The sequence below is a fragment of the Oxalobacter formigenes genome (assembly GCF_002127965.1).
Lineage (GTDB): Bacteria > Pseudomonadota > Gammaproteobacteria > Burkholderiales > Burkholderiaceae_D > Oxalobacter > Oxalobacter formigenes.
Genome location: NZ_CP018787.1, coordinates 120,182 through 140,893, shown reverse-complemented (window position 1 = coordinate 140,893; position 20,712 = coordinate 120,182). Strand labels below are relative to the sequence as shown.

The 20,712-nt window shown below is 49.9% G+C and carries 22 protein-coding genes and 2 tRNA genes; 12 read left to right on the top strand and 12 right to left on the bottom strand.

Annotated features, from left to right (window positions below):
• Positions 1-43 precede the first annotated feature (43 nt).
• Genes BRW83_RS00750 through pth form a run of 4 tightly spaced genes read left to right on the top strand, consistent with a single transcriptional unit; the run spans position 44 to position 3,297 of the window.
• Positions 44-2,101, top strand: coding sequence for a UvrD-helicase domain-containing protein (locus tag BRW83_RS00750; RefSeq protein ID WP_005882467.1), 2,058 nt, complete (start codon positions 44-46; stop codon positions 2,099-2,101).
• Between the two features lie 35 nt (positions 2,102-2,136).
• The gene (locus BRW83_RS00745; protein ID WP_005882469.1) at positions 2,137-2,343 is read left to right on the top strand and encodes a SlyX family protein; all 207 of its coding nucleotides are present in this window, start codon (positions 2,137-2,139) and stop codon (positions 2,341-2,343) included.
• Positions 2,344-2,358: 15 nt separating this feature from the next.
• A complete protein-coding gene (locus BRW83_RS00740) occupies positions 2,359-2,670 on the top strand; it encodes a DUF2288 domain-containing protein (protein ID WP_005882471.1) in 312 nt (103 codons plus the stop codon).
• A gap of 39 nt (positions 2,671-2,709) precedes the next feature.
• A complete protein-coding gene (gene pth, locus BRW83_RS00735) occupies positions 2,710-3,297 on the top strand; it encodes an aminoacyl-tRNA hydrolase (protein WP_005882473.1) in 588 nt (195 codons plus the stop codon).
• Positions 3,298-3,362: 65 nt separating this feature from the next.
• Here the strand turns inward: pth and BRW83_RS00730 are convergent, their stop codons facing one another.
• The 7 genes from BRW83_RS00730 to lolB all read right to left on the bottom strand — a co-directional run bounded on the left by BRW83_RS00730 (position 3,363) and on the right by lolB (position 8,081).
• The gene (locus BRW83_RS00730; protein ID WP_005882475.1) at positions 3,363-4,331 is read right to left on the bottom strand and encodes a ribose-phosphate pyrophosphokinase; all 969 of its coding nucleotides are present in this window, start codon (positions 4,329-4,331) and stop codon (positions 3,363-3,365) included.
• Between the two features lie 36 nt (positions 4,332-4,367).
• A tRNA-Gln gene (locus BRW83_RS00725) sits at positions 4,368-4,444 on the bottom strand.
• Between the two features lie 154 nt (positions 4,445-4,598).
• Positions 4,599-5,228: a 50S ribosomal protein L25/general stress protein Ctc gene (locus BRW83_RS00720; protein WP_005882477.1), complete on the bottom strand. Its 630-nt coding sequence runs from the start codon at positions 5,226-5,228 to the stop codon at positions 4,599-4,601.
• A 104-nt stretch (positions 5,229-5,332) separates the two neighbouring features.
• Positions 5,333-6,292: a ribose-phosphate pyrophosphokinase gene (locus BRW83_RS00715; protein ID WP_005882479.1), complete on the bottom strand. Its 960-nt coding sequence runs from the start codon at positions 6,290-6,292 to the stop codon at positions 5,333-5,335.
• A gap of 117 nt (positions 6,293-6,409) precedes the next feature.
• A tRNA-Gln gene (locus BRW83_RS00710) sits at positions 6,410-6,486 on the bottom strand.
• A gap of 53 nt (positions 6,487-6,539) precedes the next feature.
• Positions 6,540-7,427, bottom strand: a complete 888-nt coding sequence (gene ispE / locus BRW83_RS00705; protein WP_005882481.1) for a 4-(cytidine 5'-diphospho)-2-C-methyl-D-erythritol kinase — start codon at positions 7,425-7,427, stop codon at positions 6,540-6,542.
• Between the two features lie 12 nt (positions 7,428-7,439).
• Positions 7,440-8,081 (bottom strand): lipoprotein insertase outer membrane protein LolB, encoded by a 642-nt coding sequence (gene lolB, locus BRW83_RS00700; protein WP_005882483.1) that lies wholly within the window; start codon positions 8,079-8,081, stop codon positions 7,440-7,442.
• Between the two features lie 154 nt (positions 8,082-8,235).
• Between lolB and mutY the strand changes: the two genes are divergently transcribed.
• A complete protein-coding gene (gene mutY / locus BRW83_RS00695) occupies positions 8,236-9,369 on the top strand; it encodes an A/G-specific adenine glycosylase (protein ID WP_005882485.1) in 1,134 nt (377 codons plus the stop codon).
• A 1-nt stretch (position 9,370) separates the two neighbouring features.
• Here mutY and rapZ read toward each other — a convergent pair whose 3' ends face one another.
• The 5 genes from rapZ to ilvA all read right to left on the bottom strand — a co-directional run bounded on the left by rapZ (position 9,371) and on the right by ilvA (position 14,257).
• Entirely contained in the window at positions 9,371-10,243 is an 873-nt protein-coding gene (gene rapZ, locus BRW83_RS00690) for an RNase adapter RapZ (protein ID WP_005882487.1), read from the bottom strand.
• 77 nt (positions 10,244-10,320) lie between these two features.
• On the bottom strand, positions 10,321-11,268 hold the full coding sequence (hprK, locus tag BRW83_RS00685) for an HPr(Ser) kinase/phosphatase (RefSeq protein ID WP_005882490.1): 948 nt from the start codon (positions 11,266-11,268) through the stop codon (positions 10,321-10,323).
• A 25-nt stretch (positions 11,269-11,293) separates the two neighbouring features.
• Positions 11,294-11,770, bottom strand: coding sequence for a PTS sugar transporter subunit IIA (locus BRW83_RS00680; protein ID WP_005882492.1), 477 nt, complete (start codon positions 11,768-11,770; stop codon positions 11,294-11,296).
• A gap of 91 nt (positions 11,771-11,861) precedes the next feature.
• The gene (queF, locus tag BRW83_RS00675) at positions 11,862-12,701 is read right to left on the bottom strand and encodes an NADPH-dependent 7-cyano-7-deazaguanine reductase QueF (RefSeq protein WP_005882495.1); all 840 of its coding nucleotides are present in this window, start codon (positions 12,699-12,701) and stop codon (positions 11,862-11,864) included.
• A 23-nt stretch (positions 12,702-12,724) separates the two neighbouring features.
• Positions 12,725-14,257 (bottom strand): threonine ammonia-lyase, biosynthetic, encoded by a 1,533-nt coding sequence (gene ilvA, locus BRW83_RS00670; protein ID WP_036604117.1) that lies wholly within the window; start codon positions 14,255-14,257, stop codon positions 12,725-12,727.
• A 145-nt stretch (positions 14,258-14,402) separates the two neighbouring features.
• Here ilvA and BRW83_RS00665 point away from each other — a divergent pair, with 145 nt between their 5' ends.
• The 7 genes from BRW83_RS00665 (at position 14,403) to BRW83_RS00635 (ending at position 20,690) form a co-directional block, all read left to right on the top strand.
• Positions 14,403-14,894, top strand: coding sequence for a YqaA family protein (locus BRW83_RS00665; protein ID WP_005882499.1), 492 nt, complete (start codon positions 14,403-14,405; stop codon positions 14,892-14,894).
• A 23-nt stretch (positions 14,895-14,917) separates the two neighbouring features.
• On the top strand, positions 14,918-15,352 hold the full coding sequence (locus tag BRW83_RS00660) for an HIT family protein (protein WP_005882501.1): 435 nt from the start codon (positions 14,918-14,920) through the stop codon (positions 15,350-15,352).
• Between the two features lie 15 nt (positions 15,353-15,367).
• Positions 15,368-16,102: a bifunctional demethylmenaquinone methyltransferase/2-methoxy-6-polyprenyl-1,4-benzoquinol methylase UbiE gene (gene ubiE, locus BRW83_RS00655; protein WP_005882504.1), complete on the top strand. Its 735-nt coding sequence runs from the start codon at positions 15,368-15,370 to the stop codon at positions 16,100-16,102.
• Positions 16,103-16,111: 9 nt separating this feature from the next.
• The gene (locus tag BRW83_RS00650; RefSeq protein WP_005882506.1) at positions 16,112-17,029 is read left to right on the top strand and encodes a Tim44 domain-containing protein; all 918 of its coding nucleotides are present in this window, start codon (positions 16,112-16,114) and stop codon (positions 17,027-17,029) included.
• A 188-nt stretch (positions 17,030-17,217) separates the two neighbouring features.
• Positions 17,218-18,780: a ubiquinone biosynthesis regulatory protein kinase UbiB gene (ubiB, locus tag BRW83_RS00645; protein WP_005882507.1), complete on the top strand. Its 1,563-nt coding sequence runs from the start codon at positions 17,218-17,220 to the stop codon at positions 18,778-18,780.
• 157 nt (positions 18,781-18,937) lie between these two features.
• Positions 18,938-20,377, top strand: coding sequence for a high affinity choline transporter 1 (locus BRW83_RS00640; RefSeq protein WP_005882509.1), 1,440 nt, complete (start codon positions 18,938-18,940; stop codon positions 20,375-20,377).
• Positions 20,378-20,432: 55 nt separating this feature from the next.
• On the top strand, positions 20,433-20,690 hold the full coding sequence (locus BRW83_RS00635) for an FmdB family zinc ribbon protein (RefSeq protein ID WP_005882512.1): 258 nt from the start codon (positions 20,433-20,435) through the stop codon (positions 20,688-20,690).
• Positions 20,691-20,712: the final 22 nt, after the last annotated feature.

Genomic DNA, 20,712 nt, shown 5'->3' with positions numbered 1-20,712 from the left:
AATGGCACCCCTCTATTGTTTATGAAAACGTTTGGATAAATCAATGAATGCGCCAGCCAGGTTGAATGCCCAGCAGCATGATGCGGTGACTTATATGGATGGCCCATGTCTCGTACTGGCCGGAGCCGGTTCGGGAAAAACACGTGTCATTACCCAGAAAATCGCCCATCTGATCGACAGTGGCGTTTATGAAGCGAAAAATATTGCTGCCCTGACCTTCACCAACAAGGCCGCTGCAGAAATGCAGGAACGTATATCGAAGTTGCTGACCGAACCGAAACAGGCGTCGCAACTGACGATTTCGACTTTCCATTCTCTTGGCGTGAAAATATTGCGGCAGGAAGCGGCAGAGCTGAACCTGAAAGACCGTTTTTCCATTCTCGACAGTGACGACTGTTTTTCTCTGGTTCAGGATCTGGCGGTAACGACCGACAAACAGACTATCCGCAGGATTCAGGGTGTTATCTCGCTCTGGAAAAACGGGATGGTCGATCCGGTTGTCGCCCTGAAAAACGCCGTCGATGACGAAGAGGCTCAGGCTGCACGGATTTACCAGAATTACATGGCGACGCTATCCGCTTATCAGGCAGTCGATTTCGACGACCTGATCCGTTTGCCGGTCGAGCTGTTCCGCTCGAATGACAAGGTACGCGAAAAATGGCAAAGAAGATTGCGTTATCTGCTCGTCGATGAATATCAGGATACCAACACCTGCCAGTACGAACTTGTGAAGCTTCTGGTGACGGGCGCAGGGAAGAAACCGATGTTTACCGCAGTGGGCGATGACGATCAGGCGATTTATGCGTGGCGCGGTGCCACGATAGAAAATCTGAAGACCTTGCAGGATGACTTCAGCGACTTGAAAATCATCCGGCTTGAACAGAATTACCGCTCGTCGACACGCATTTTACAGGCAGCCAATGCGGTCATCAAAAACAATCCGAAACTTTTCGAAAAGACCTTGTGGTCGGAACATGGACTCGGCGAGCCCGTTGAAGTGTCCAGTATGCCGGATGACGAACAGGAAGCGGAGCAGATCGTCATGCAGCTGTCTGCACACAAGTTTGAACGCCATGCCAAATTTTCCGACTATGCCATTCTTTACCGGGGCAATTATCAGGCCCGTATTTTCGAAACGGCTTTGAGAAGGGACAATATTCCCTATACCATCTCCGGCGGCCAGAGTTTTTTCGCACGCTCTGAAATTCGGGATATCATCAGCTATCTGCGCCTGATCGCCAATCTGGATGACGATCCGGCTTTCATCCGTGCAGTGACGACACCAAGACGAGGTGTCGGACAATCGACGCTGGAAACGCTTGGGGCATTCGCCGGTCAATGGCAGTGTTCCCTTTTCGAAGCGGTTTTCAAGGGCGGGATCGAAGCCAAGCTTGCGCCAAGGCAGTTGACGCCTTTACGGGAGTTCTGTGATTTCATTAACCAGATCGAGGAACGGGCGAGCCGTCCGGGAGCGTCCGGAAAAGGCGAGAATGCAGCAGCCCTCCTCGATGAGCTGATGCATGAAATTGCTTATGAAGCCTATCTGTACGACAATTTCGATGAACGGACAGCCAAGACGAAATGGCAGAACGTGCTTGAATTCACCAACTGGCTCAAAGATAAAAGCAAGGGTGGCAAACATGAAGACGGACCGGAGAAAAACCTGCTTGAACTGACCCAGATGGTCGCCTTGATGACGATGCTCGAAGGCCGGGATCAGGAACCGGATGCCGTTCATTTATCCACTTTGCATGCGGCAAAGGGTCTCGAATTTCCTCATGTATTTCTGGTCGGTGTGGAAGAAGGCATCCTGCCTCATCTGGGTGATCCGGATACGCCAGCCGAACAGCTGGCGACACGGATACAGGAAGAGCGTCGACTGATGTATGTCGGCATTACCCGTGCGCAACGGACGCTTCATATTTCATGGTGCAAAAAACGCAAGCGGGGACGCGAAATCGTGCAGTGTGAGCCGTCGCGATTTATCGAAGAGATGAAGCTGGATGAAGGCGACGCGCCTCCGAAAGAAGATGAAATTATTACCCCTAAAGACCGGCTGGCCAATTTGAAAGCCCTGTTACAAAAACCAAAAGCGGCATAAACTGGAACATTATCCGATTTTTATTCCAAAACTTTATGGAAACTGCAAAAATGGAAGAACGCTTCGTCGATCTCGAGATCAGAATCAGCCATCAGGAAGACATGATCGATGAATTGAACAAGCTGGTTTATCAGCAGCAGGTCAAAATCGACCAGCTGGAAGCTGTTCTGAAAGATATGGCGAAACGGATCATCGAGCTGGAAAACGACAGAACGATCAATGAAAGACCGCCCCATTACTAATTGACCTGAATTCTTATGACAAGCAATCCTGAAAAAGATGAAGTGCTGTACGCCAAAATCAATCTGGAAACAGCCCAAATCCCATGGAAAGAACTGGAACGTTTTTTCGCCGCGGGTCGAATCATATCAGTGGACGATTCCGTCGATATGATTCAGGTGGCCACTCTGATGGCTAACGATGATGCAAAGGCCATTTCGGACATGCTGGAAAATAAACAGATCGAGCGGGTAACTGACGGGCAGGCACAAATCTGGTCCGAAACGGACGCCAGTTTATGGGCTGTTGTGGTCAGGCCCTGGATTCTTGTCCAGCAACGCGCCAACTGATTTTTATTCCAATTTTTACTATTCCCGATTTTTTCTATTATGAGTATTCGGCTTATTGTCGGGCTGGGCAATCCCGGTCCAGAGTATGAACAGACCCGGCATAATGCAGGTTTCTGGTTCGTAGACAATCTTGAGAACGCCAGTCAGGGCGGACGCTGGCAAAAGGAAGCCCGGTTTTCGGCCTTTGTCGCAAAAACGAAAATAAACGGCAACGATGTCTGGTTGCTGAAGCCGCAGACATTCATGAACCGTTCCGGTCAGGCGGTCGGAGCATTGGCTCGTTTCTTCAAGATAGCACCTGAAGACATTCTGGTGGTTCATGACGATCTGGACATCAATCCGGGACTGGCAAAACTGAAACGGGGAGGCTCGAGTGCCGGGCATAACGGCCTGAAAGACATCACTTCAGCATTGGGCGGACAGGATTACTGGCGTTTGCGTATCGGAGTGGGTCATCCCAGAAACCAGAATCTGAAGTCTCCCGTCATCGATTACGTGCTTCAGCGTCCCCGGCATGAAGACCAGAACCTGATCAATGAGGCTATCGGGCATGGCATGCAGATCATCCCTTTGCTGTGCGATGGGCAGTTCGACAAGGCAATGAAGGATTTGCATACGAATCGCTGATCTGTTCTGAAAATAAAAAAACCGCTCAATTATGAAATGAGCGGTTTTTTTGTCAATGCAATCGATCAGTGATCGGAATCGTACATGCCTTTTAACAGGGACATGACCGAATCGCCCGTATTGATGCGTTTCAATGTTTCGGCAAGAAGTTCGGCACAGGAAAGCTGGCGAATCTTGCTGCATTCTTTCGCTGCGTCCGACAATGGAATCGTATCGGTTACGACGAGCTCGTCAAGAGAGGAACTGGTAATGCGTTTGACGGCAGGGCCGGACAAAACAGGATGGGTGGCGTAGGCGACGACCATTTTTGCACCGCGTTCTTTCAAGGCTTCAGCCGCTTGCGTCAGGGTACCGGCCGTATCGACCATGTCATCCATAATCACGCAGTTTCTGCCTTCGACGTTCCCGATGATATTCATCACTTCGGAAACATTCGGACGGGGACGGCGTTTGTCGATAATCGACAATTCACATCCCAGATGTTCTGCCAGCGCCCGGGCACGAACGACACCGCCGATGTCAGGGGAAACGACCTGCAAATCCTTGTAGTTCTTTTTGCGGAGGTCATTCAATAACAATGGCGCAGCATAGATGTTGTCGACCGGGATATCGAAGAATCCCTGGATCTGGTCGGCGTGGACGTCCATGATCAGTACACGGTCAACACCGATATTTTCCAGGATGTTGGCAATCACTCTGGCCGAGATGGCGACGCGGGTGGAACGCGGGCGGCGATCCTGACGGGCGTAGCCGAAATAAGGGATACAGGCGGTAATGCGTTCGGCAGAAGCGCGTTTCAAGGCATCGACCATCAAAACGATTTCCATGAGGTTATCGTTGGTGGGAGCGCAGGTGGACTGGATGACAAAGACATCCTTGCCGCGAACGTTTTCATTGATTTCGACAGTGGTTTCGCCGTCAGAGAATTTGGAAACGAATGCTTTACCGAGAGGAAGGCCGAGTTTGCTGGCAACCTTGGCAGCCAAAGCCGGATTGGCGTTGCCAGTGAAGATCATTAAGTTATTGTCGGACATGATTTTTTGCACGCCTGTTGGGTGCTTTGAAAGTGATGGCAGGGGAAGAAGGATTCGAACCTTCGCATGCTGGAATCAGAATCCAGTGCCTTAACCAGCTTGGCGACTCCCCTGTTGAACTACAGAACGATATTATAACTGACCATTGAAAAAAACGACATATTTAAAAGGGATTTTGTTGCCCTTTTTATCGTATCAGCATGATATTGTATTGGATAAAACCAACAAAAAACCTGCCGAAAAGGCAGGTTTTTTGTTTTCGATAAATTATTCTTTATCTTTTGCTTCAGCGTCTGCTGCAGGAGCGTCTGCTGCCGGTGCATCTTCATCAGCGGCTTCGGCTGTTTCGGTTGCAGCGGTAGCTGTAACGATCGGCATCGATTCGTCATGGGAAATTGCCGTAACGCCTTCTGGCAGTTTGAGGTCGCCCAGATGAATGGTCTGGCCGATTTCCAGATTGCCCAGATCGACTTCGATGAAGGCTGGCAGATTGGCTGGCAGACAGGAAATTTCCAGTTCGGTGACAGCGTGATGAACAACACCCGATTTCTTGGCAGAAGAAGCGTCTTCGTTGACGAAGTGCAGAGGCACCTTGACGTTGATCTTCTGGTTGGCGTCAACACGCTGGAAGTCAACGTGCAGCACGACAGGTTTATATGCATGAACCTGAAAATCACGTAACAGAACCTGTTGATTCTTGCCATCGATTTCGAGATCGAGAATGGAGGAATGGAATGCTTCTCTTTTCAGTGCGTAGAAAAGGGCATTGTGATCCAGTTTGATGTTGAGAGGTTCGCTGTTACCACCATAGACAATGCCAGGTGCCATACCAGCAGCACGCAGGCGGCGGCTCGCTCCGGACCCTATCTCTGCTCTCGTGTATGCAATGATCTTCATTTATAAAACTCCAATAAAACGAGGTTGAAAACCTCTAGTTGAAAAAAGCCTCCGCGACCAGAGGCTTGGTGAAAACGGTTTACCGAATCCGGTAAAAGGCGCAATTATACATTAGCCTCGTTAAAAAGAGACATAACGGATTTGCCGGAATTAATGCGTTTCAATGTTTCGGCAAGAAGTTCGGCACAGGAAAGCTGGCGGATTTTCTTGCATTCTTTCGCTGCATCCGACAATGGAATCGTATCGGTTACGACGAGCTCGTCAAGAGAAGAGCTGGTAATGCGTTTGACGGCAGGGCCGGACAGAACAGGATGGGTGGCGTAGGCGACAACCATTTTGGCGCCCTTTTCTTTCAGGGCTTCAGCCGCTTGTGTCAGGGTACCGGCCGTATCGACCATGTCATCCATAATCACGCAGTTTCTGCCTTCGACGTTCCCGATGATATTCATCACTTCGGAAACATTCGGACGGGGACGGCGTTTGTCGATAATCGACAGGTCGCAATCCAGATGTTTCGCCAGCGCCCGGGCGCGAACGACACCGCCGATATCGGGAGAAACGACGAGCAAATCCTTGTAATTTTTCTTTTGCAGGTCTTTCAAAAGGATAGGGGATGCGTAAATATTGTCGACCGGGATATCGAAGAATCCCTGGATCTGGTCGGCATGGACGTCCATGATCAGCACACGGTCAACACCGATGTGTTCAAGAATGTTGGCGATGACCCTGGCCGAGATGGCGACGCGGGTGGAACGCGGGCGGCGGTCCTGACGGGCGTAGCCGAAATAAGGGATACAGGCGGTAATGCGTTCGGCAGAAGCGCGTTTCAAGGCATCGACCATCAAAACGATTTCCATGAGGTTATCGTTGGTGGGAGCGCAGGTGGACTGGATGACGAAGACATCCTTGCCGCGAACGTTTTCATTGATTTCGACAGTGGTTTCGCCATCGGAGAATTTGGAAACGAAAGCCCTGCCAAGAGGGATACCGAGTTTGCTGGCAACCTGGGCGGCCAAAGCCGGATTGGCGTTGCCAGTGAAGATCATTAAATTATTGTCGGACATGAGTTTTCTGCGACATTCTCGTTACTGGGTTAAAAGTCACATAAGGTGTAACGCATCCCGTTGTGTACTTGCCGACAATCAGTGCTGCACGCCTGGCGGCGGGCGTTGCAAAAGGAGTGGCAGGGGAAGAAGGATTCGAACCTTCGCATGCAGGGATCAAAACCCTGTGCCTTAACCAGCTTGGCGATTCCCCTGCTGAATTTCCAGTGCACGGTATTATAACCGAGCGCCGGAAAAAACGATATCATCAACTTTTACTGCCGAACAAAGCTTCAAGTGGATGATTTTGCAAACTTTTGGCTGTCCAGACTTCCCATTTTCGGGAAAGGCTGGCGGCCACTTCTTCAGCTTCCGTTTTATTTCCGAATCGGGCAAAAACACATGCTCCGGACCCGGTCATTCGGGCTTTTCCATACCGGCCCAATGTATCGAGAGCCGTTGCGATTTCCGGAAAAAGTCTGATTGCGACTGCTTGCAAATCATTTTTACCGAAATCGGGTAAATTTTTATAGATACCGGGAAAGTTCGCTATTTTGATGGGTTCCGTGTTTCTTGTCAATTCTTTGGAGCGAAATATCGCCGCTGTCGGAACGGAAACGGGTGGTTTGATGACAACGAAATATCCGTCGTGTGTCGCTGCCGGTGTCAATTTTTCTCCGATGCCTTCGGCGTAGGCGTTTTCACCGAAAATGAAAAAGGGTACATCGGCACCCAATTGGACTCCTAATGCCATCAGTTCTTCCCGGCTGAAATTGCAATTCCAGAGCCGGTTCAAAACAAGCAGGGTCGTCGCTGCGTCGGAGGAACCTCCACCCAGTCCGCCACCCATGGGAATGTTTTTTTCAATCCGGATATCGACGCCGGGAAGAAATCCGTTTTTTTTATTACTGGCGGCCTTTTGAAGCAGTTTTGCCGCGCGTATCACCAGATCGTCTTCTTCACGTATCTGGTCGTTATCGGTCAGACGTCTGATTTGACTGTCATCGCGACGATCGAAATGGAGGATGTCGCACAGGTCAATCAACTGGAAGACGCTTTGCAGCAGGTGGTAACCGTCTGGCCGTTGACCGGTAACGTGTAAAAAAAGATTGAGTTTGGCCGGAGCCGGACAATTATGTAAAAAAGATTTCGACATGTTCATTGCCGATCAGAAATTCCATTCGTCGATAACCAGTTTCAGATTGATGTCGACGCCGTTTAGCGAGTCCTGATTGCCCTTGATCAGGTCAATCCGTTTCGGAAGCGGCATCGTCGGTCCATCGATCCAGCTCGCGTAATTGATCTGCCACCCATCTCTGGTGAAAACTTGTGTCGATTCAGGTGTGGCGATAAAAGATTGTCCGCGGGAATCCGTTGCACAACCCTGTAACCAGCCTTTCATGCCTGAAACCGGCAATGTCCAGCCGAGCTGGGATTTGATCAGTTCTTCAGCATCAGGCGCGCTTGCCGGTGCCCTGTTGGGAGCGGTGAATGTCGTCATTTGAGGCGTGATTTCTATTTTTGCTATCGTTTGTCCGAGAGGAGACATCAATGTCACGACGGTATTTTCCGGGGATTGTTCCCAGCCGAATTTGCCGTGAAGCGACTCTTCCCTGTCGTCCAGCTTGTACAGGATGGAAAAACGTCCCTTGATATTGACTTTATCGACACATCTGCGTGCAGTCTCGGTGGAGAAAAGATTGACAGGGTTGATGGATTGCATCGTGGAACAACCCGTTAGACCGAGAGTGATTACAATGACGGTGAAAAGCCCCGTTTTCTTCAGCAGATGGGAAAAAATATTTTTCATCTTTATTTGAAAATAAATGGCAGGATAAAATCGGGATGCTGCCTGATTGGATATTGGAAAGCATTCTATAACATACGGGAATATCAATTTGTAAAATTGTGTTGCCGGTTTGACGAAATCGCGAATGGTCTGTTGAGCGATACCGGATTTTTATATGATCAAGGAAAATTTGTCTGACTCTGGCGGTATCGCCATTTCTTCCATTTCATTCGGGGAAACGCTCGTTGCCTGGCAAAAAAGGCATGGAAGGCATTCCCTTCCCTGGCAGAACACCCGGAATGCGTACCGGATATGGCTGTCTGAAATCATGCTGCAGCAAACTCAGGTGGCAACGGTGATTCCTTATTATTTGCGCTTTCTGGAACGTTTTCCAGATGTATCCGCACTGGCGTATGCCGAACAGGAAGAGGTGATGTCGTACTGGAGCGGACTGGGTTATTACTCCAGAGCCAGAAATCTTCATCGCTGTGCTCAAATTATCGTTGAAGAATACAAAGGCATTTTTCCTTCCGATCCGGTCTTGCTTGAAGATTTACCGGGAATCGGCAAATCGACTGCAGCGGCGATAGCCGTTTTTTCTTCCGGTGTCCGTGCGGCCATTCTGGACGGCAATGTCGTGCGTGTTTTCTCCCGTATTTTCGGTATTGCCGAACAGGCCAGCGACAAAAAAGCGAAAGAAAAATTATGGCAGCTTGCCTATGAATTATTGCCCGAGTCCGATCTGGAAGCCTATACACAGGGTTTGATGGATCTGGGCGCGACTGTATGCGTGAGAAGCCGGCCGGATTGTTCAATATGTCCTTTTTCGACTTCCTGCATCGCATTGGCAGAAAACCGGATCGAAGAACTCCCTGCCAAAAAAACGAAAAAAGTTTCCCCGACCCGGAAAACGATTATGTTGGTTTTGCTTTCAGAAGGGAAAGTCCTGCTGGAAAAAAGGCCTGAAGCCGGTATCTGGGGTGGCCTGCTATCCTTGCCGGAATGTGAATTGCCTGAAGATGCCGGTGATGAAGAGATTGCGGATGTATCCCGGCTGAAATCGGTGGCTTCTTCTTTTGGAAAAACGTCTTCTTTCCGGTTTCTGGAACCCTTTACACATGTTTTCTCCCATTTCCGTCTCCAGATAACGCCTTGTCTGATCGGACTGGACAGTCGTCAATTGCGGGCAGAAGAAGAAAAGTATGTCTGGTACGATATGAACCGGCTGGATGAGGCGCCCTTGCCTGCACCTGTGCGAAAACTGTTGAATGATTCCTTGCGCCAGCAGGTATTGAACCTGGCCGACTGATTTATCGTGAACCGGTCAATTCCCTGTGCCGGGTAACGACCTGTTCTTTTTTCATGAAATGGCGGGCAAGCTGTTCAACCATGTAGACGGAACGGTGCTGGCCACCCGTGCAGCCGAGCGCAACGGTGAGGTAACTCCTGTTGTCGCGACGGAAGGATGGCAGCCATTTTTCGACAAAGTCCCGGATGTCTTTCAATAATTCGGCAACGTCAGCTTGCGATTCAAGGAATTCGATGACAGGCTTGTCTTTGCCTGTCAGTGGCCTCAGACGCACGTCGTAATAAGGGTTCGGCAGGCTTCGCACGTCAAAGATGATGTCGGCATCGAGCGGAACGCCGAATTTGAAACCGAAGGATTCGAAATGCAGCGTAAGCGGTGACTGTTCGATTTCAACCAGTTCCTTGACCCGGTTACGCAACTGGTTGGAATTGGAATTCGACGTATCGATAACTTGCCCGATCATCTGGATGTCAGACATCATGGCACGTTCTTCCCGGATGGCTTCCACAAGCGTCCGGTCATCGGATAAGCTGGTGCCTTTTGGCAGACGATGGGACAAGGGATGGCTGCGCCTTGTTTCCGAAAAACGGGTAATCAGCGAATGGTCGTCGGCTGTCAGGAACAGGACGTGAACAGCATGTCCCTGATTCTTGAGTTCGATAACACTTTTCGGCAGGTCGGTCAGCGAAGCTGCACTTCTGGAATCGACGGCAACTGCCAGTTTGTCCTCATTGTCTTCCAGTCTGGTTTCGACAAGTCTGGAAAGCAGGACTGGCGGCAAATTATCGACACAAAAATAACCGGCGTCTTCCAGTGCATTCAAGGCCACTGATTTTCCGGAACCCGATATACCGGTGATGATAATGATTTGCATGCTATGCGCGCGTTGAAATAAAAGTCATGCCACTTTCGACAGCCTACCACATCGCTTTGGCAAAAAGGAGCGTTTGATTAAAAGGGTTCGTCTTTCATCATGGCTTTTCTCTGGCGTTCCATGAATTCTTCCATGGTATTGAAACCACGCAATTGCATGATGGTATTGCGAACGGCCGCTTCCAGCAAAACAGCGATATTTCTGCCCGCTGCGACGGGAATGACTGTCTTGCGGATGGGAAGCCCCAGAACTTCCTGTGTCGGGGAATGGATTGGCAAACGATCGATGTCTTCATCACCCGTTCTCATGCGCGTCAGATGCACGATGAGTTTTAACTGCATTTTTCTGCGAACGGCCGTTTCACCGAAGATGGCACGGATGTCGAGCAATCCCAGTCCACGAACTTCCAGAAGATTTTGCAAAAGCATCGGAGCGCGACCTTCGATGACATTCGGCGCAATCCGGGAAAATTCAACGGCATCGTCAGCCACAAGGCCGTGATTTCGGGTGATCAGCTCGAGACCCAGCTCGCTTTTACCCAGGCCCGAATCGCCGGTAATCAAAACGCCGACCCCGAGAACGTCCATGAATACGCCGTGCATGATGATCCGCAGGGCGAGCTGTTTTGAAAGATAGACACGAAGGTAATCGATCACTTCTGCTGCGGCCAGTGGCGTGGTGAAAAGCGGAATATTGTTTTCGTTACAAATGGCAAGGATGTCCGGAGGAACGTCGAGATCACGTGCGATGATCAGCGCAGGAGGATTGCAATCGGCAATTTCATGGACCAGATAAGCGCGGGATTCCGGCGAGAGCCTTTCGTAATAATTGATTTCCTGACGCCCGAAAACCTGAATACGCATTGGATGAATCAGGTTCAGATGCCCGACCTGATCGGCGGCCAGTCCACTACCGCTGGAAACCTGACGGTTACCGCCATCGAGACCGGCAAACCAGGTCAATTTCAGTGCATCTCTGTTGTTCGCATATAAACGCTGGATGGTCAGGGAAATGGGTGTCGACATGGCATGGTCCGTTTATCAGGTGAACTCAGGAAGGAAGTTGCTGTCCGGGTTCCCAGTTTACGATAACATCGTGAATCCGTTCAGGATTGGCTTCATTCGACAGGAATGTCCGGCATGTCCCGTCGGAAAACATGGCTGCGATTTCAGACAGGATTTCCAGATGTTGCTGGGTAACGTTATTGGGGATCAGAAGGAAAAACAGGAGATTGACCGGTTTTCCATCGGGAGCTTCAAAAGGAATCGGCTTTGCCAGTCTGACGAAAGCTGCGACCGGTGTTTTCAGCCCCTTGATTCTGCCATGCGGGACGGCCACGCCGTAACCGAGACCTGTCGTACCCAGACTTTCACGGGCAAAAAGGTTATCGGTCACATCGGATCGTGAAATACCGCAATTATTTTCGAAAATGAGACCTGCCTGTTCGAATACCCGTTTCTTGCTCGATACTTCCAGATCGAGAACAACGTTTTCAGAAGGCAGGATTTTGGAAAGGTTCGTTACCATAAATAATCCGGTATTGTAGGAAATGAATTATAAAACGCATTGATCGATACAGGCCATGTCGATTCTCAAGATGTTTTGCCGATCATCCGTTTTACTGGCGCGCATGCCGGAGTGTTTGCGGTCTTTTCCCTGATGAGAAATTGCTTCGCCAGGGGTTGATATCGATGCCGCCACGACGAGTGTAGCGGGCGTAAACCGTCAGGCTTTGCGGTTTGCACATTTTCAGGATATCCAGAAAAATCCGCTCGACACACTGTTCATGGAAATCTTCGGATGAGCGCAGGCTGATAATGTATTTCAGCAATCCCTCCTGATCGATTTGCGGGCCGGCATAATGAATTTGCAGGCTGGCCCAGTCCGGCTGGCCGGTTACCGGGCAATTTGTTTTCAGCAGGTTGGAAACCAGCGTTTCTTCAACCGGAAATTCTTCCTCATTGCTTTTCAGGAAAGATGGATCGGGAGTGTACTTGTCTGTGCCGATATCCAGCCGGTCAAGCGACAGGCCGTTCAGCTCTTCCAGTCTGGTTGCAGGAAAAACATCCGGTTGCCGGATAGAGACCTGAACAGGTGAGCCGAAAGCGTCACTCAAATCAGTCCGCAGAATCTGGATCAGGTCACCGGCTTCATCCATCCGGGTCTGGGTGAATGAATTCAGATAAAGCTTCAACGATTTCGATTCAACGATATTGGGGGAATCGGCCGAGACGGAAAAATTCATGATCCCGACCTGTGGTTTTCCACGCAGGTTAAGCCATGAAAGCTCGTAAGCGTTCCAGAAGTCGAGGCCGAAAAAGGGCAATGAACCGGTAATACCCAGTTTTTCGCGCATCGGTTTCCGTTCTATCGGAAACAATTGCGACGGGTCGTACTGTGTCGGATAAGTCGTCGATTTGCCGAGTGGTGAATTTTTCGTCTTGTCACTGCTTGTCATGGGCTGATCCGTAAAAATAATGTTTACAGGAATAAACGATAAACAGGATTATCGCTCTCATTCCAGTGAGGATACCCGATGTTGGAGAGAAATTCGCCGAAAGCGTTCATGTCTTTTTCCGGAACCTGCAAGCCTACCAGCACACGTCCATAGTCTGCGCCATGATTGCGATAATGGAAAAGGCTGATATTCCAGTCCGGAGCCATCGAAGACAGGAAACGCATCAGGGCGCCAGGACGTTCCGGGAATTCGAAACGGTAGAGCAATTCGTCTTTTGCGAACGGACTCTTGCCGCCGACCATGTAGCGGATATGCAGCTTGCCGAGTTCGTCGTCGCTCAGGTCGATTGTCCTGTAATTGTTCTGCTCGAGTGACTCGATGATTTCTTTCTTTTCCCTGCGGTTCTTGACTTCGACACCGACAAAGACGTGAGCCGCCTTTTCGTCGCTGATCCGGTAATTGAATTCGGTGACGTGTCTTCTCCCGATCAGTTCGCAGAAGCGTTTGAAACTGCCCCGTTCTTCCGGAATGGTAACGGCCAGAACGGCTTCCCTGTTTTCGCCGACGTCGGCCCGTTCCGCGACGAAACGCAAACGGTCGAAATTCATGTTGGCACCGGAAGTAACGGCCACCATGGTTTCACCTTTTACAGGGCGACCGGCCTCCTCGTTTTGCTCGACATAGTTTTTGATACCGGCAACGGCCAGTGCACCGGCCGGTTCGAGAATACTGCGGGTGTCGAGAAAAACATCCTTGATGGCGGCACATACGTCATCCGTATCGACGAGGACGATATCGTCAACATAATCTTTCGATATACGGAAAGTTTCTTCTCCAACCAGCTTGACCGCAGTACCGTCCGAAAACAGTCCCACGTCTGGCAGGCTTACCCGGCTGCCGGATTCGAGGCTTTGTTTCATGGCACAGGAATCCGCCGTTTCAACACCGATAATCCTGATATCGGGGCGAATCTGTTTGACATAGGCGGCAATCCCGGCAATCAGGCCACCGCCGCCAATCGGAACGAAAATGGCGTGGATGGGTTTGGAGTGCTGGCGCAGAATTTCCATCCCGATGGTGCCTTGTCCGGCGATCACGTCAGGATCGTCGAAAGGATGAATGAAGGTCAGATGGTGTTTCTTTTCGAGCATCAGGGCGTGTTCACAGGTGTCCGAGAAGGAATCGCCGTGAAGAACGACTTCCACGTTGTCCCCGCCGTGAGCCTTCACGGCATCGATTTTCAATGGAGGGGTTGTCGTCGGCATCGCGATGATGGCCTTGCAGCCAAGTCGTTTTGCCGACAGCGCGACGCCTTGTGCATGGTTGCCTGCCGACGCACAGATGACGCCTTTCGCCAGTTGTTCCGGGGAGAGATTGGCCATCTTGTTATAGGCACCCCTCAATTTGAAGCTGAAAACGCTTTGGACATCTTCACGTTTCAATAGAATCCGGTTTTCCGTACGGGCGGAAAGACCGGGTGCGAATTCAAGAGGTGATTCAGTTGCGACGTCGTATACACGTGCGGTGAGAATTTTTTTTAAGTAATCAGTCATAATGATGCTGGACAAGGCCTGTAATTTTACGCACCATTATAATCCGCGTTAAAGACCCCTTGTTTTTTTTCGTATCCCGGTCAGTGTGTTTTCACGACATCATCGGATCGTAACGGTTTTCGATGGAAAGAATTGGAAATTTTATAAAATGGTCGAATCTGCCGTTCACTGGTTAATGTCGTATCTGGCTATTCCCGAGATCGGGCTGACGTCAGTCTTTATCATCTGTTTTGTGTCGGCGACGTTATTGCCTATGGGGTCAGAACCGGCAGTGTTTGCTGTCATCGCTTCTTCGCCTTCGATGTTCTGGCCGGTTATGATTGTCGCCACGATCGGCAATACATTAGGCGGCATTTTGAATTACTGGATAGGGTACGGCGCCAAGGAAGCATTTGCCAGGGAGAGAAAAACACGCTGGTTCGGCTGGCTGGAAAAATACGGTGCCAAGACCATGTTGCTGGGATGGATGCCCGGGATCGGTGATCCACTTTGTACATTGGGTGGATGGCTGAAATTGCCTTTCTGGCCCTGTGTCTGGTATATGACCATAGGCAAATTTATACGTTATCTTTTAATGACCTGGTTATTGTTGTACATTCCCAATGAAACCTGGCGCGAATTTGCGCGCTTGCTGGGGTAATGGCAGGAAAAAAAATTCCGAAAATGAAAAATGATTGTGTATTGTGTTCGTTCAAACCTGAAGACACGGTTTTCTCGAATGCAAAATGGCGTGTGATTCAGGTAAGCGACAGGGACTATCCCGGGTTTTGCCGGGTAATCTGGAATGAACATGTTCGTGAAATGACCGATCTTGACGTTGCAGACCGGCTCGAATTGATGAATGCCATCTGGACGGTTGAGAAAATCGTCAGGGACGTCATGCAGCCGGATAAAATCAATCTCGCTTCACTGGGCAATATGGTGCCGCATCTCCACTGGCATGTGATTCCGCGTTTTGAAAACGACAAAAATTTCCCGGATTCCATCTGGTCGCAGACAAGGCGTGCCGTCGATGTGAATGTGATGAATGAAAGAATGGCGCGTGCATCCGGACTGAAAAATGCCCTGTGTCATGCTCTTGAAAAACAGTTTATGTAAATTGAATCGGCTGTCATGACGAAACTGACGCATTTTGGTTATCAAAAAGTTAATGAAGAAGAAAAATCGGGTAAAGTAGCCGACGTATTCAATCACGTTGCGCAGCATTACGACCTGATGAACGATTTGATGTCGGGCGGGATGCACCGCTTGTGGAAGGCGTTTGCCGTATCGCAGGCGGGTGTGAAAGAAGGCTTCAGGGTACTGGATATCGCAGGCGGTACGGGCGATCTGACCTGGTCGTTTTCGAAACAGGTCGGTGACACCGGCGAAGTCTGGCTGACTGATATCAATGAAACCATGCTGCAATGCGGACGCGACAAGCTTCTGAACAGGGGAGTGCTGGTTCCGACACTGGTGTGCGATGCGGAAAAATTGCCTTTTCCCGACAATTATTTCGATCGTGTTATAGTATCCTTTGGTCTCCGGAATATGACTCATAAAGAACAGGCCCTGTCTGAAATGAATCGTGTATTGAAACCCGGGGGCAAATTGCTGGTTCTGGAGTTTTCTAAAGTATGGAAGCCCCTGCAGAACCTGTACGATATTTATTCTTTTTCCGTACTGCCATGGCTTGGAAAGCATGTGGCGAAAAGTGCGGATAGCTACCGCTATCTGGCAGAATCCATACGGGTTCATCCGGATCAGGCAACTTTACAGAAAATGATGGAAGATGCCGGGTTTGTTTGTGCCAGATTTTTCAATCTGACCGCAGGAGTGGTCGCCCTTCATACAGGCATGAAGTTATAAAGGAGATTTATGAAAAAGTTTTTGCTTGCATTCGTTCTGGTAGCCAGTTTGTCGTCAATGGTGATGACGGACGTTCATGCAAGAAGATTTGGAGGCGGCTCGTTCGGACGCCAGTCTTCCAATATCGGCAGAATCGCACCGATGCAAAGGAGCATGCCGAACCAGCAGGCTCAGCAGGCCCAGCGTGCAGCCAATCAGTCGCAGGCAGCCAATGCGGCCAGACCGGCCAGCCGCTGGGGTGGTATTCTGGGCGGTGCATTGCTCGGCCTCGGGCTGGGAGCGCTGTTAAGTCATATGGGCATTGGCGGCGATTTTGCAGGCATGATCAGCACGGTATTGATGCTCGCTCTCATTTTCTTTGCCATCCGCTTCCTCATGCGTCGTTTTACCGGAAGGGGTAAGCCGCAGGATCAGACAGCTTATGCGTCACAATATAATGACAACGGCTATAACCAGTCGTCCACTCCGGAAATCGGTTCGGGATTGCCGCATCAATATGCAGGAAACCAGACTGTAAATACGGGTTCCGGAATGCAAAACGACAACTGGGGAATTCCGGTTGATTTTGATGTGCCCGCTTTCCTGCGCGCGGCCAAATCGTATTACATCCGGATGCAGGCAGCCTGGGACAAGGCGGATATTCATGATATCCATGAATTCACGACGCCTGAAATGTTTGCTGAAATGAAGCTTCAGTTGCAGGAACGTGGACCGGGTCCGAACATCACCGATGTCGTTTCTCTGGATGCCGAATTGCTCGGTATTGAAACGCTGAACAATGAATATATGGCCAGCGTGAAATTCTCGGGAATGATCAGGGAATCCGAAGGGGCTCCGGCTGAGCCGTTTGCGGAAGTCTGGAATATGACGCGCCCGATTTCAAAAGAAGGTGGCTGGGTTCTGGCAGGCATTCAGCAGCTGTCCTGAAAAATGGCCTGACGTATGCCGTGATAAAACCGTCCGATCATCAAACGCGGACGGTTTTATTTTTTTCGGGGAATGCAAATTCTTTGTTTTTTGCCGACAAAACCGGTAGTCATTCACAGGAAAATAACATATCGTATCCGGATGAGTGATCGAATACCGACAACAATGCTGATGGGAGTGATTGAGTAATGCGAAAAGTCTGGCGACTGATCGTTATTTTTTACATCCTGTTCCGATATGGGCTGGACGAAATGGCTGTTTCGTACATCCCGAGCCAGCGTTTTGTCTTCTTTTACCGGCGAGTGTTTTTCTGGCGGAATCTGTCGGTTCCACCGGGGGTCAGACTGAGGCTGGCGCTGGAAAATCTCGGGCCCATATTCATCAAATTCGGACAGATGCTGTCAACCCGGAGGGATTTGCTGCCCGGTGACATTGCGGATGAATTGTCAAAACTTCAGGACAGGGTTCCACCTTTCGATTCCAATGTAGCCGTCGAGCAGATAACCCGGTATCTTGGCGCGCCTCCGGAAGAGTTGTTCGCATCTTTTGACCGAATCCCGGTTGCATCCGCTTCCGTTGCACAAGTTCATTTTGCGAAATTGCATAACGGGCATGAGGTTGCCGTCAAGGTATTGCGCCCTGAAATGCAAAAGCGGATCGGTCGTGACATCGAACTGATGTATGTTTTTGCGGCTTTGGGGGAAAAATTCTGGAAAGACGGCAAGCGCCTGCGCCTGTCTGCTGTGGTTCACGAGTTCGACAAATCCCTTCACGATGAACTTGACCTGATGCGCGAAGCGGCCAATTACAGCCAGTTGCGTCGTAATTTTGCCGATTCCGAAACCCTGGTCGTGCCTGAAATATTCTGGGATTACTGCTCTACCAATGTCATTGTGATGGAACGGATGTATGGCATTCCCATTTCGCAGATCGATCGCCTGAAGGAAGCCGGATTCGATCTGAAAAAACTGGCGAATGACGGCGTAGAGATTTTTTTGACGCAGGTTTTCAGGGATGCTTTTTTTCATGCCGACATGCATCCGGGCAACATCCTCATTTCAACTGAACCGTCCACCTACGGCAAGTATGTCGCGCTCGACCTGGGGATTGTCGGAATGCTGGACGATTTTGACAAGGAATATCTTTCAAAGAATTTTCTGGCTTTTTTCCGGCGCGATTACAAAATGGTTGCCGAGGCGAACATTGAATCCGGCTGGGCTCCTCCGGGAACCAGTGTGGTAGAGCTGGAAGCGGCCGTTCGCGTGTGTTGTGAGCCCATGATCGACCGTCCTCTTAAAGATTTTTCTTTTGGGCTGGTCTTGATGCGGTTGTTCCAGACTTCGCGCAGGTTCAATATCGAAGTCCAGCCCCAGCTGGTTCTGTTACAAAAAACCATGCTGAATATCGAAGGGCTTGGACGTCAGCTCGATCCCGATCTGGATCTCTGGAAAACAGCCAAGCCTTTCCTTGAAGACTGGATGGACCGGCAGGTCGGTGTTCGTGGCATGATCGACCGTTTCAAGCTGGAGGCGGTCAATTACGGGCAGATTCTTCCCCAGTTACCGCGATTGCTTGCCGAAGCGCTGAAAAATGTTGCCAAACCGGATGACAGAAGCGAATTGCTCGACCAGCTGATTGTCGAGCAAAAGAAAATCAATGGACGGCTGAACAGTTTCCTGTATTTTGCAGGAGGTCTTCTGTTCGGAATCCTGCTTGTCAAAATCCTGTTTAACTGGCGATTTTTTCTGTAAAAATTTCAGCCTGTTTCCATTTGTCAAAATAAAACAACGGCCTCTGATTTCGGTTCCTCTAAAACCATGAAATCAGGCGTTTTTTTTCGCATTAAATTTCTCATCTGACAGTATAATTTGCAGCGTTTTCAACGCGTCGTTCTTTTTATGCTTTCATATGAATACTCTCATCTGGTTCGTAGTCCTGTACTGGATCGTTTCCGTCGGTATAGGTATTTATGCGGCGCGTTATGTCAGGAATTCAAAAGATTTTGCCGTTGCGGGGCGTTCCTTGCCCATGGCCGTTGTAACAGCAATGGTTTTTGCCACCTGGTTCGGTTCTGAAGCGGTTCTCGGCATTCCTGCCACATTCGTTCAAAAAGGGTTTGTAGGGGTCATTGCCGATCCGTTCGGTTCGGCCATGTGCCTGATCATCGTCGGTCTCGTTTTTGCAAAACGTCTGTACCGGATGAACCTGATGACGATCAGCGATTATTACAAGAATCGTTACGGTCGCGCCGTCGAGATTATCGTTTCCCTTTGTATCGTCATTTCCTATCTTGGCTGGGTGGCTGCCCAGATCAAGGCGCTCGGTCTGGTCTTCAATGTCGTTTCCGGAGGCGCCATTTCCATGAATACCGGGATGATCATCGGTTCGGTCAGTGTGTTGGTTTACACCCTGATGGGGGGCATGTGGTCAGTTGCCATTACCGATTTTCTCCAGATGATCATCATTGTGATCGGTATCATCTACATCAGCTGGGAAGTGTCCGGAATGGTGGGCGGTGCCGAGATGGTCGTGCGCCATGCGGCAGAAGCGGGCAAGTTGCGGATATGGCCCAAACCCGAGTTAAGGGATATCCTCTGGTTCTTCGGGGCGTGGGTTACCCTGATGTTCGGTTCGATTCCCCAACAGGACGTTTTCCAGCGTGTCGCTTCTTCCAAAAATGAAAACGTGGCGAGAAACGCATCGATTGTCGGGGGCGTGTTCTATCTTCTGTTTGCCCTGATCCCGATGTTCTTGTGTTATTCGGCCATGCTGATCGACCCGGTTCTGGTGGAAAGTCTGATCGACAAGGATTCACAGATGATCCTGCCGATGATGATCATGACCTATATGCCGGTTTTCGCACAGGTCATGTTTTTCGGTGCCTTGCTGTCCGCAATCAAGAGCTGCGCAAGCGCTACCTTGCTGGCTCCATCCGTCACTTTTTCCGAAAATGTGATGAAGGAAATTCTGCCTAATCTTTCCGACAAGCAGTCGCTTTTGATGATGCGTCTGGTCGTGCTGGTATTTGCGGTAATCGTGACGGTATTCGCCATGAATTCCAATTCGAGTATCTTCGAAATGGTGGAGGATGCCTATAAAATTACACTTGTCGCCGCATTCGTGCCACTGGTTGCCGGTTTTTTCTGGAAATACGCAAACCGGCATGGTGCACTGACTTCCATGATTGCAGGACTGGTATCATGGATCGGCATGGAAATTCTCTGTCCGGACTGGACGATGCCCCCACAACTGGTTGGGCTTGTCATGAGCGTGATCGGCATGATTGCCGGTTCACTTGTGTCTCTTAAATTGCGCAAGGAAACCGAAGCCCGAAACGTATCGGTGTAATTCTTTTTAAAAAGAACTATAATTTCAGGATTTCGGGAGTTTTTGGAGTAAAAAAATGCCAATTTATGCTTATCGTTGTGATGATTGCGGTTTTTCCAAGGATGTACTGCAAAAATTGTCTGATCAACCGCTTACGATTTGTCCTTCCTGCGGTAAAGAGAGCTTCAAGAAACAATTGACCTGCGCATCGTTTCAGCTGAAAGGATCCGGCTGGTATGAAACCGACTTCAAGAACAGCGGCAGTGATCATTCCGCAGGTTCAGGTTGCAGTTGCTGTCCCATGAGTAATCCGGACACGGGATCTTGCGGTTGATTTATGGCAGGTCCGTTTTTAC

Coding starts and splice junctions, on each gene's coding strand:
- BRW83_RS00750 (WP_005882467.1), top strand. CDS start 44: ATGAATGCGCCAGCCAGGTTGAATGCCCAGCAGCATGATGCGGTGACT.
- BRW83_RS00745 (WP_005882469.1), top strand. CDS start 2,137: ATGGAAACTGCAAAAATGGAAGAACGCTTCGTCGATCTCGAGATCAGA.
- BRW83_RS00740 (WP_005882471.1), top strand. CDS start 2,359: ATGACAAGCAATCCTGAAAAAGATGAAGTGCTGTACGCCAAAATCAAT.
- pth (WP_005882473.1), top strand. CDS start 2,710: ATGAGTATTCGGCTTATTGTCGGGCTGGGCAATCCCGGTCCAGAGTAT.
- BRW83_RS00730 (WP_005882475.1), bottom strand. CDS start 4,331: ATGTCCGACAATAACTTAATGATCTTCACTGGCAACGCCAATCCGGCT.
- BRW83_RS00720 (WP_005882477.1), bottom strand. CDS start 5,228: ATGAAGATCATTGCATACACGAGAGCAGAGATAGGGTCCGGAGCGAGC.
- BRW83_RS00715 (WP_005882479.1), bottom strand. CDS start 6,292: ATGTCCGACAATAATTTAATGATCTTCACTGGCAACGCCAATCCGGCT.
- ispE (WP_005882481.1), bottom strand. CDS start 7,427: ATGTCGAAATCTTTTTTACATAATTGTCCGGCTCCGGCCAAACTCAAT.
- lolB (WP_005882483.1), bottom strand. CDS start 8,081: ATGAAAAATATTTTTTCCCATCTGCTGAAGAAAACGGGGCTTTTCACC.
- mutY (WP_005882485.1), top strand. CDS start 8,236: ATGATCAAGGAAAATTTGTCTGACTCTGGCGGTATCGCCATTTCTTCC.
- rapZ (WP_005882487.1), bottom strand. CDS start 10,243: ATGCAAATCATTATCATCACCGGTATATCGGGTTCCGGAAAATCAGTG.
- hprK (WP_005882490.1), bottom strand. CDS start 11,268: ATGTCGACACCCATTTCCCTGACCATCCAGCGTTTATATGCGAACAAC.
- BRW83_RS00680 (WP_005882492.1), bottom strand. CDS start 11,770: ATGGTAACGAACCTTTCCAAAATCCTGCCTTCTGAAAACGTTGTTCTC.
- queF (WP_005882495.1), bottom strand. CDS start 12,701: ATGACAAGCAGTGACAAGACGAAAAATTCACCACTCGGCAAATCGACG.
- BRW83_RS00665 (WP_005882499.1), top strand. CDS start 14,403: ATGGTCGAATCTGCCGTTCACTGGTTAATGTCGTATCTGGCTATTCCC.
- BRW83_RS00660 (WP_005882501.1), top strand. CDS start 14,918: ATGAAAAATGATTGTGTATTGTGTTCGTTCAAACCTGAAGACACGGTT.
- ubiE (WP_005882504.1), top strand. CDS start 15,368: ATGACGAAACTGACGCATTTTGGTTATCAAAAAGTTAATGAAGAAGAA.
- BRW83_RS00650 (WP_005882506.1), top strand. CDS start 16,112: ATGAAAAAGTTTTTGCTTGCATTCGTTCTGGTAGCCAGTTTGTCGTCA.
- ubiB (WP_005882507.1), top strand. CDS start 17,218: ATGCGAAAAGTCTGGCGACTGATCGTTATTTTTTACATCCTGTTCCGA.
- BRW83_RS00640 (WP_005882509.1), top strand. CDS start 18,938: ATGAATACTCTCATCTGGTTCGTAGTCCTGTACTGGATCGTTTCCGTC.
- BRW83_RS00635 (WP_005882512.1), top strand. CDS start 20,433: ATGCCAATTTATGCTTATCGTTGTGATGATTGCGGTTTTTCCAAGGAT.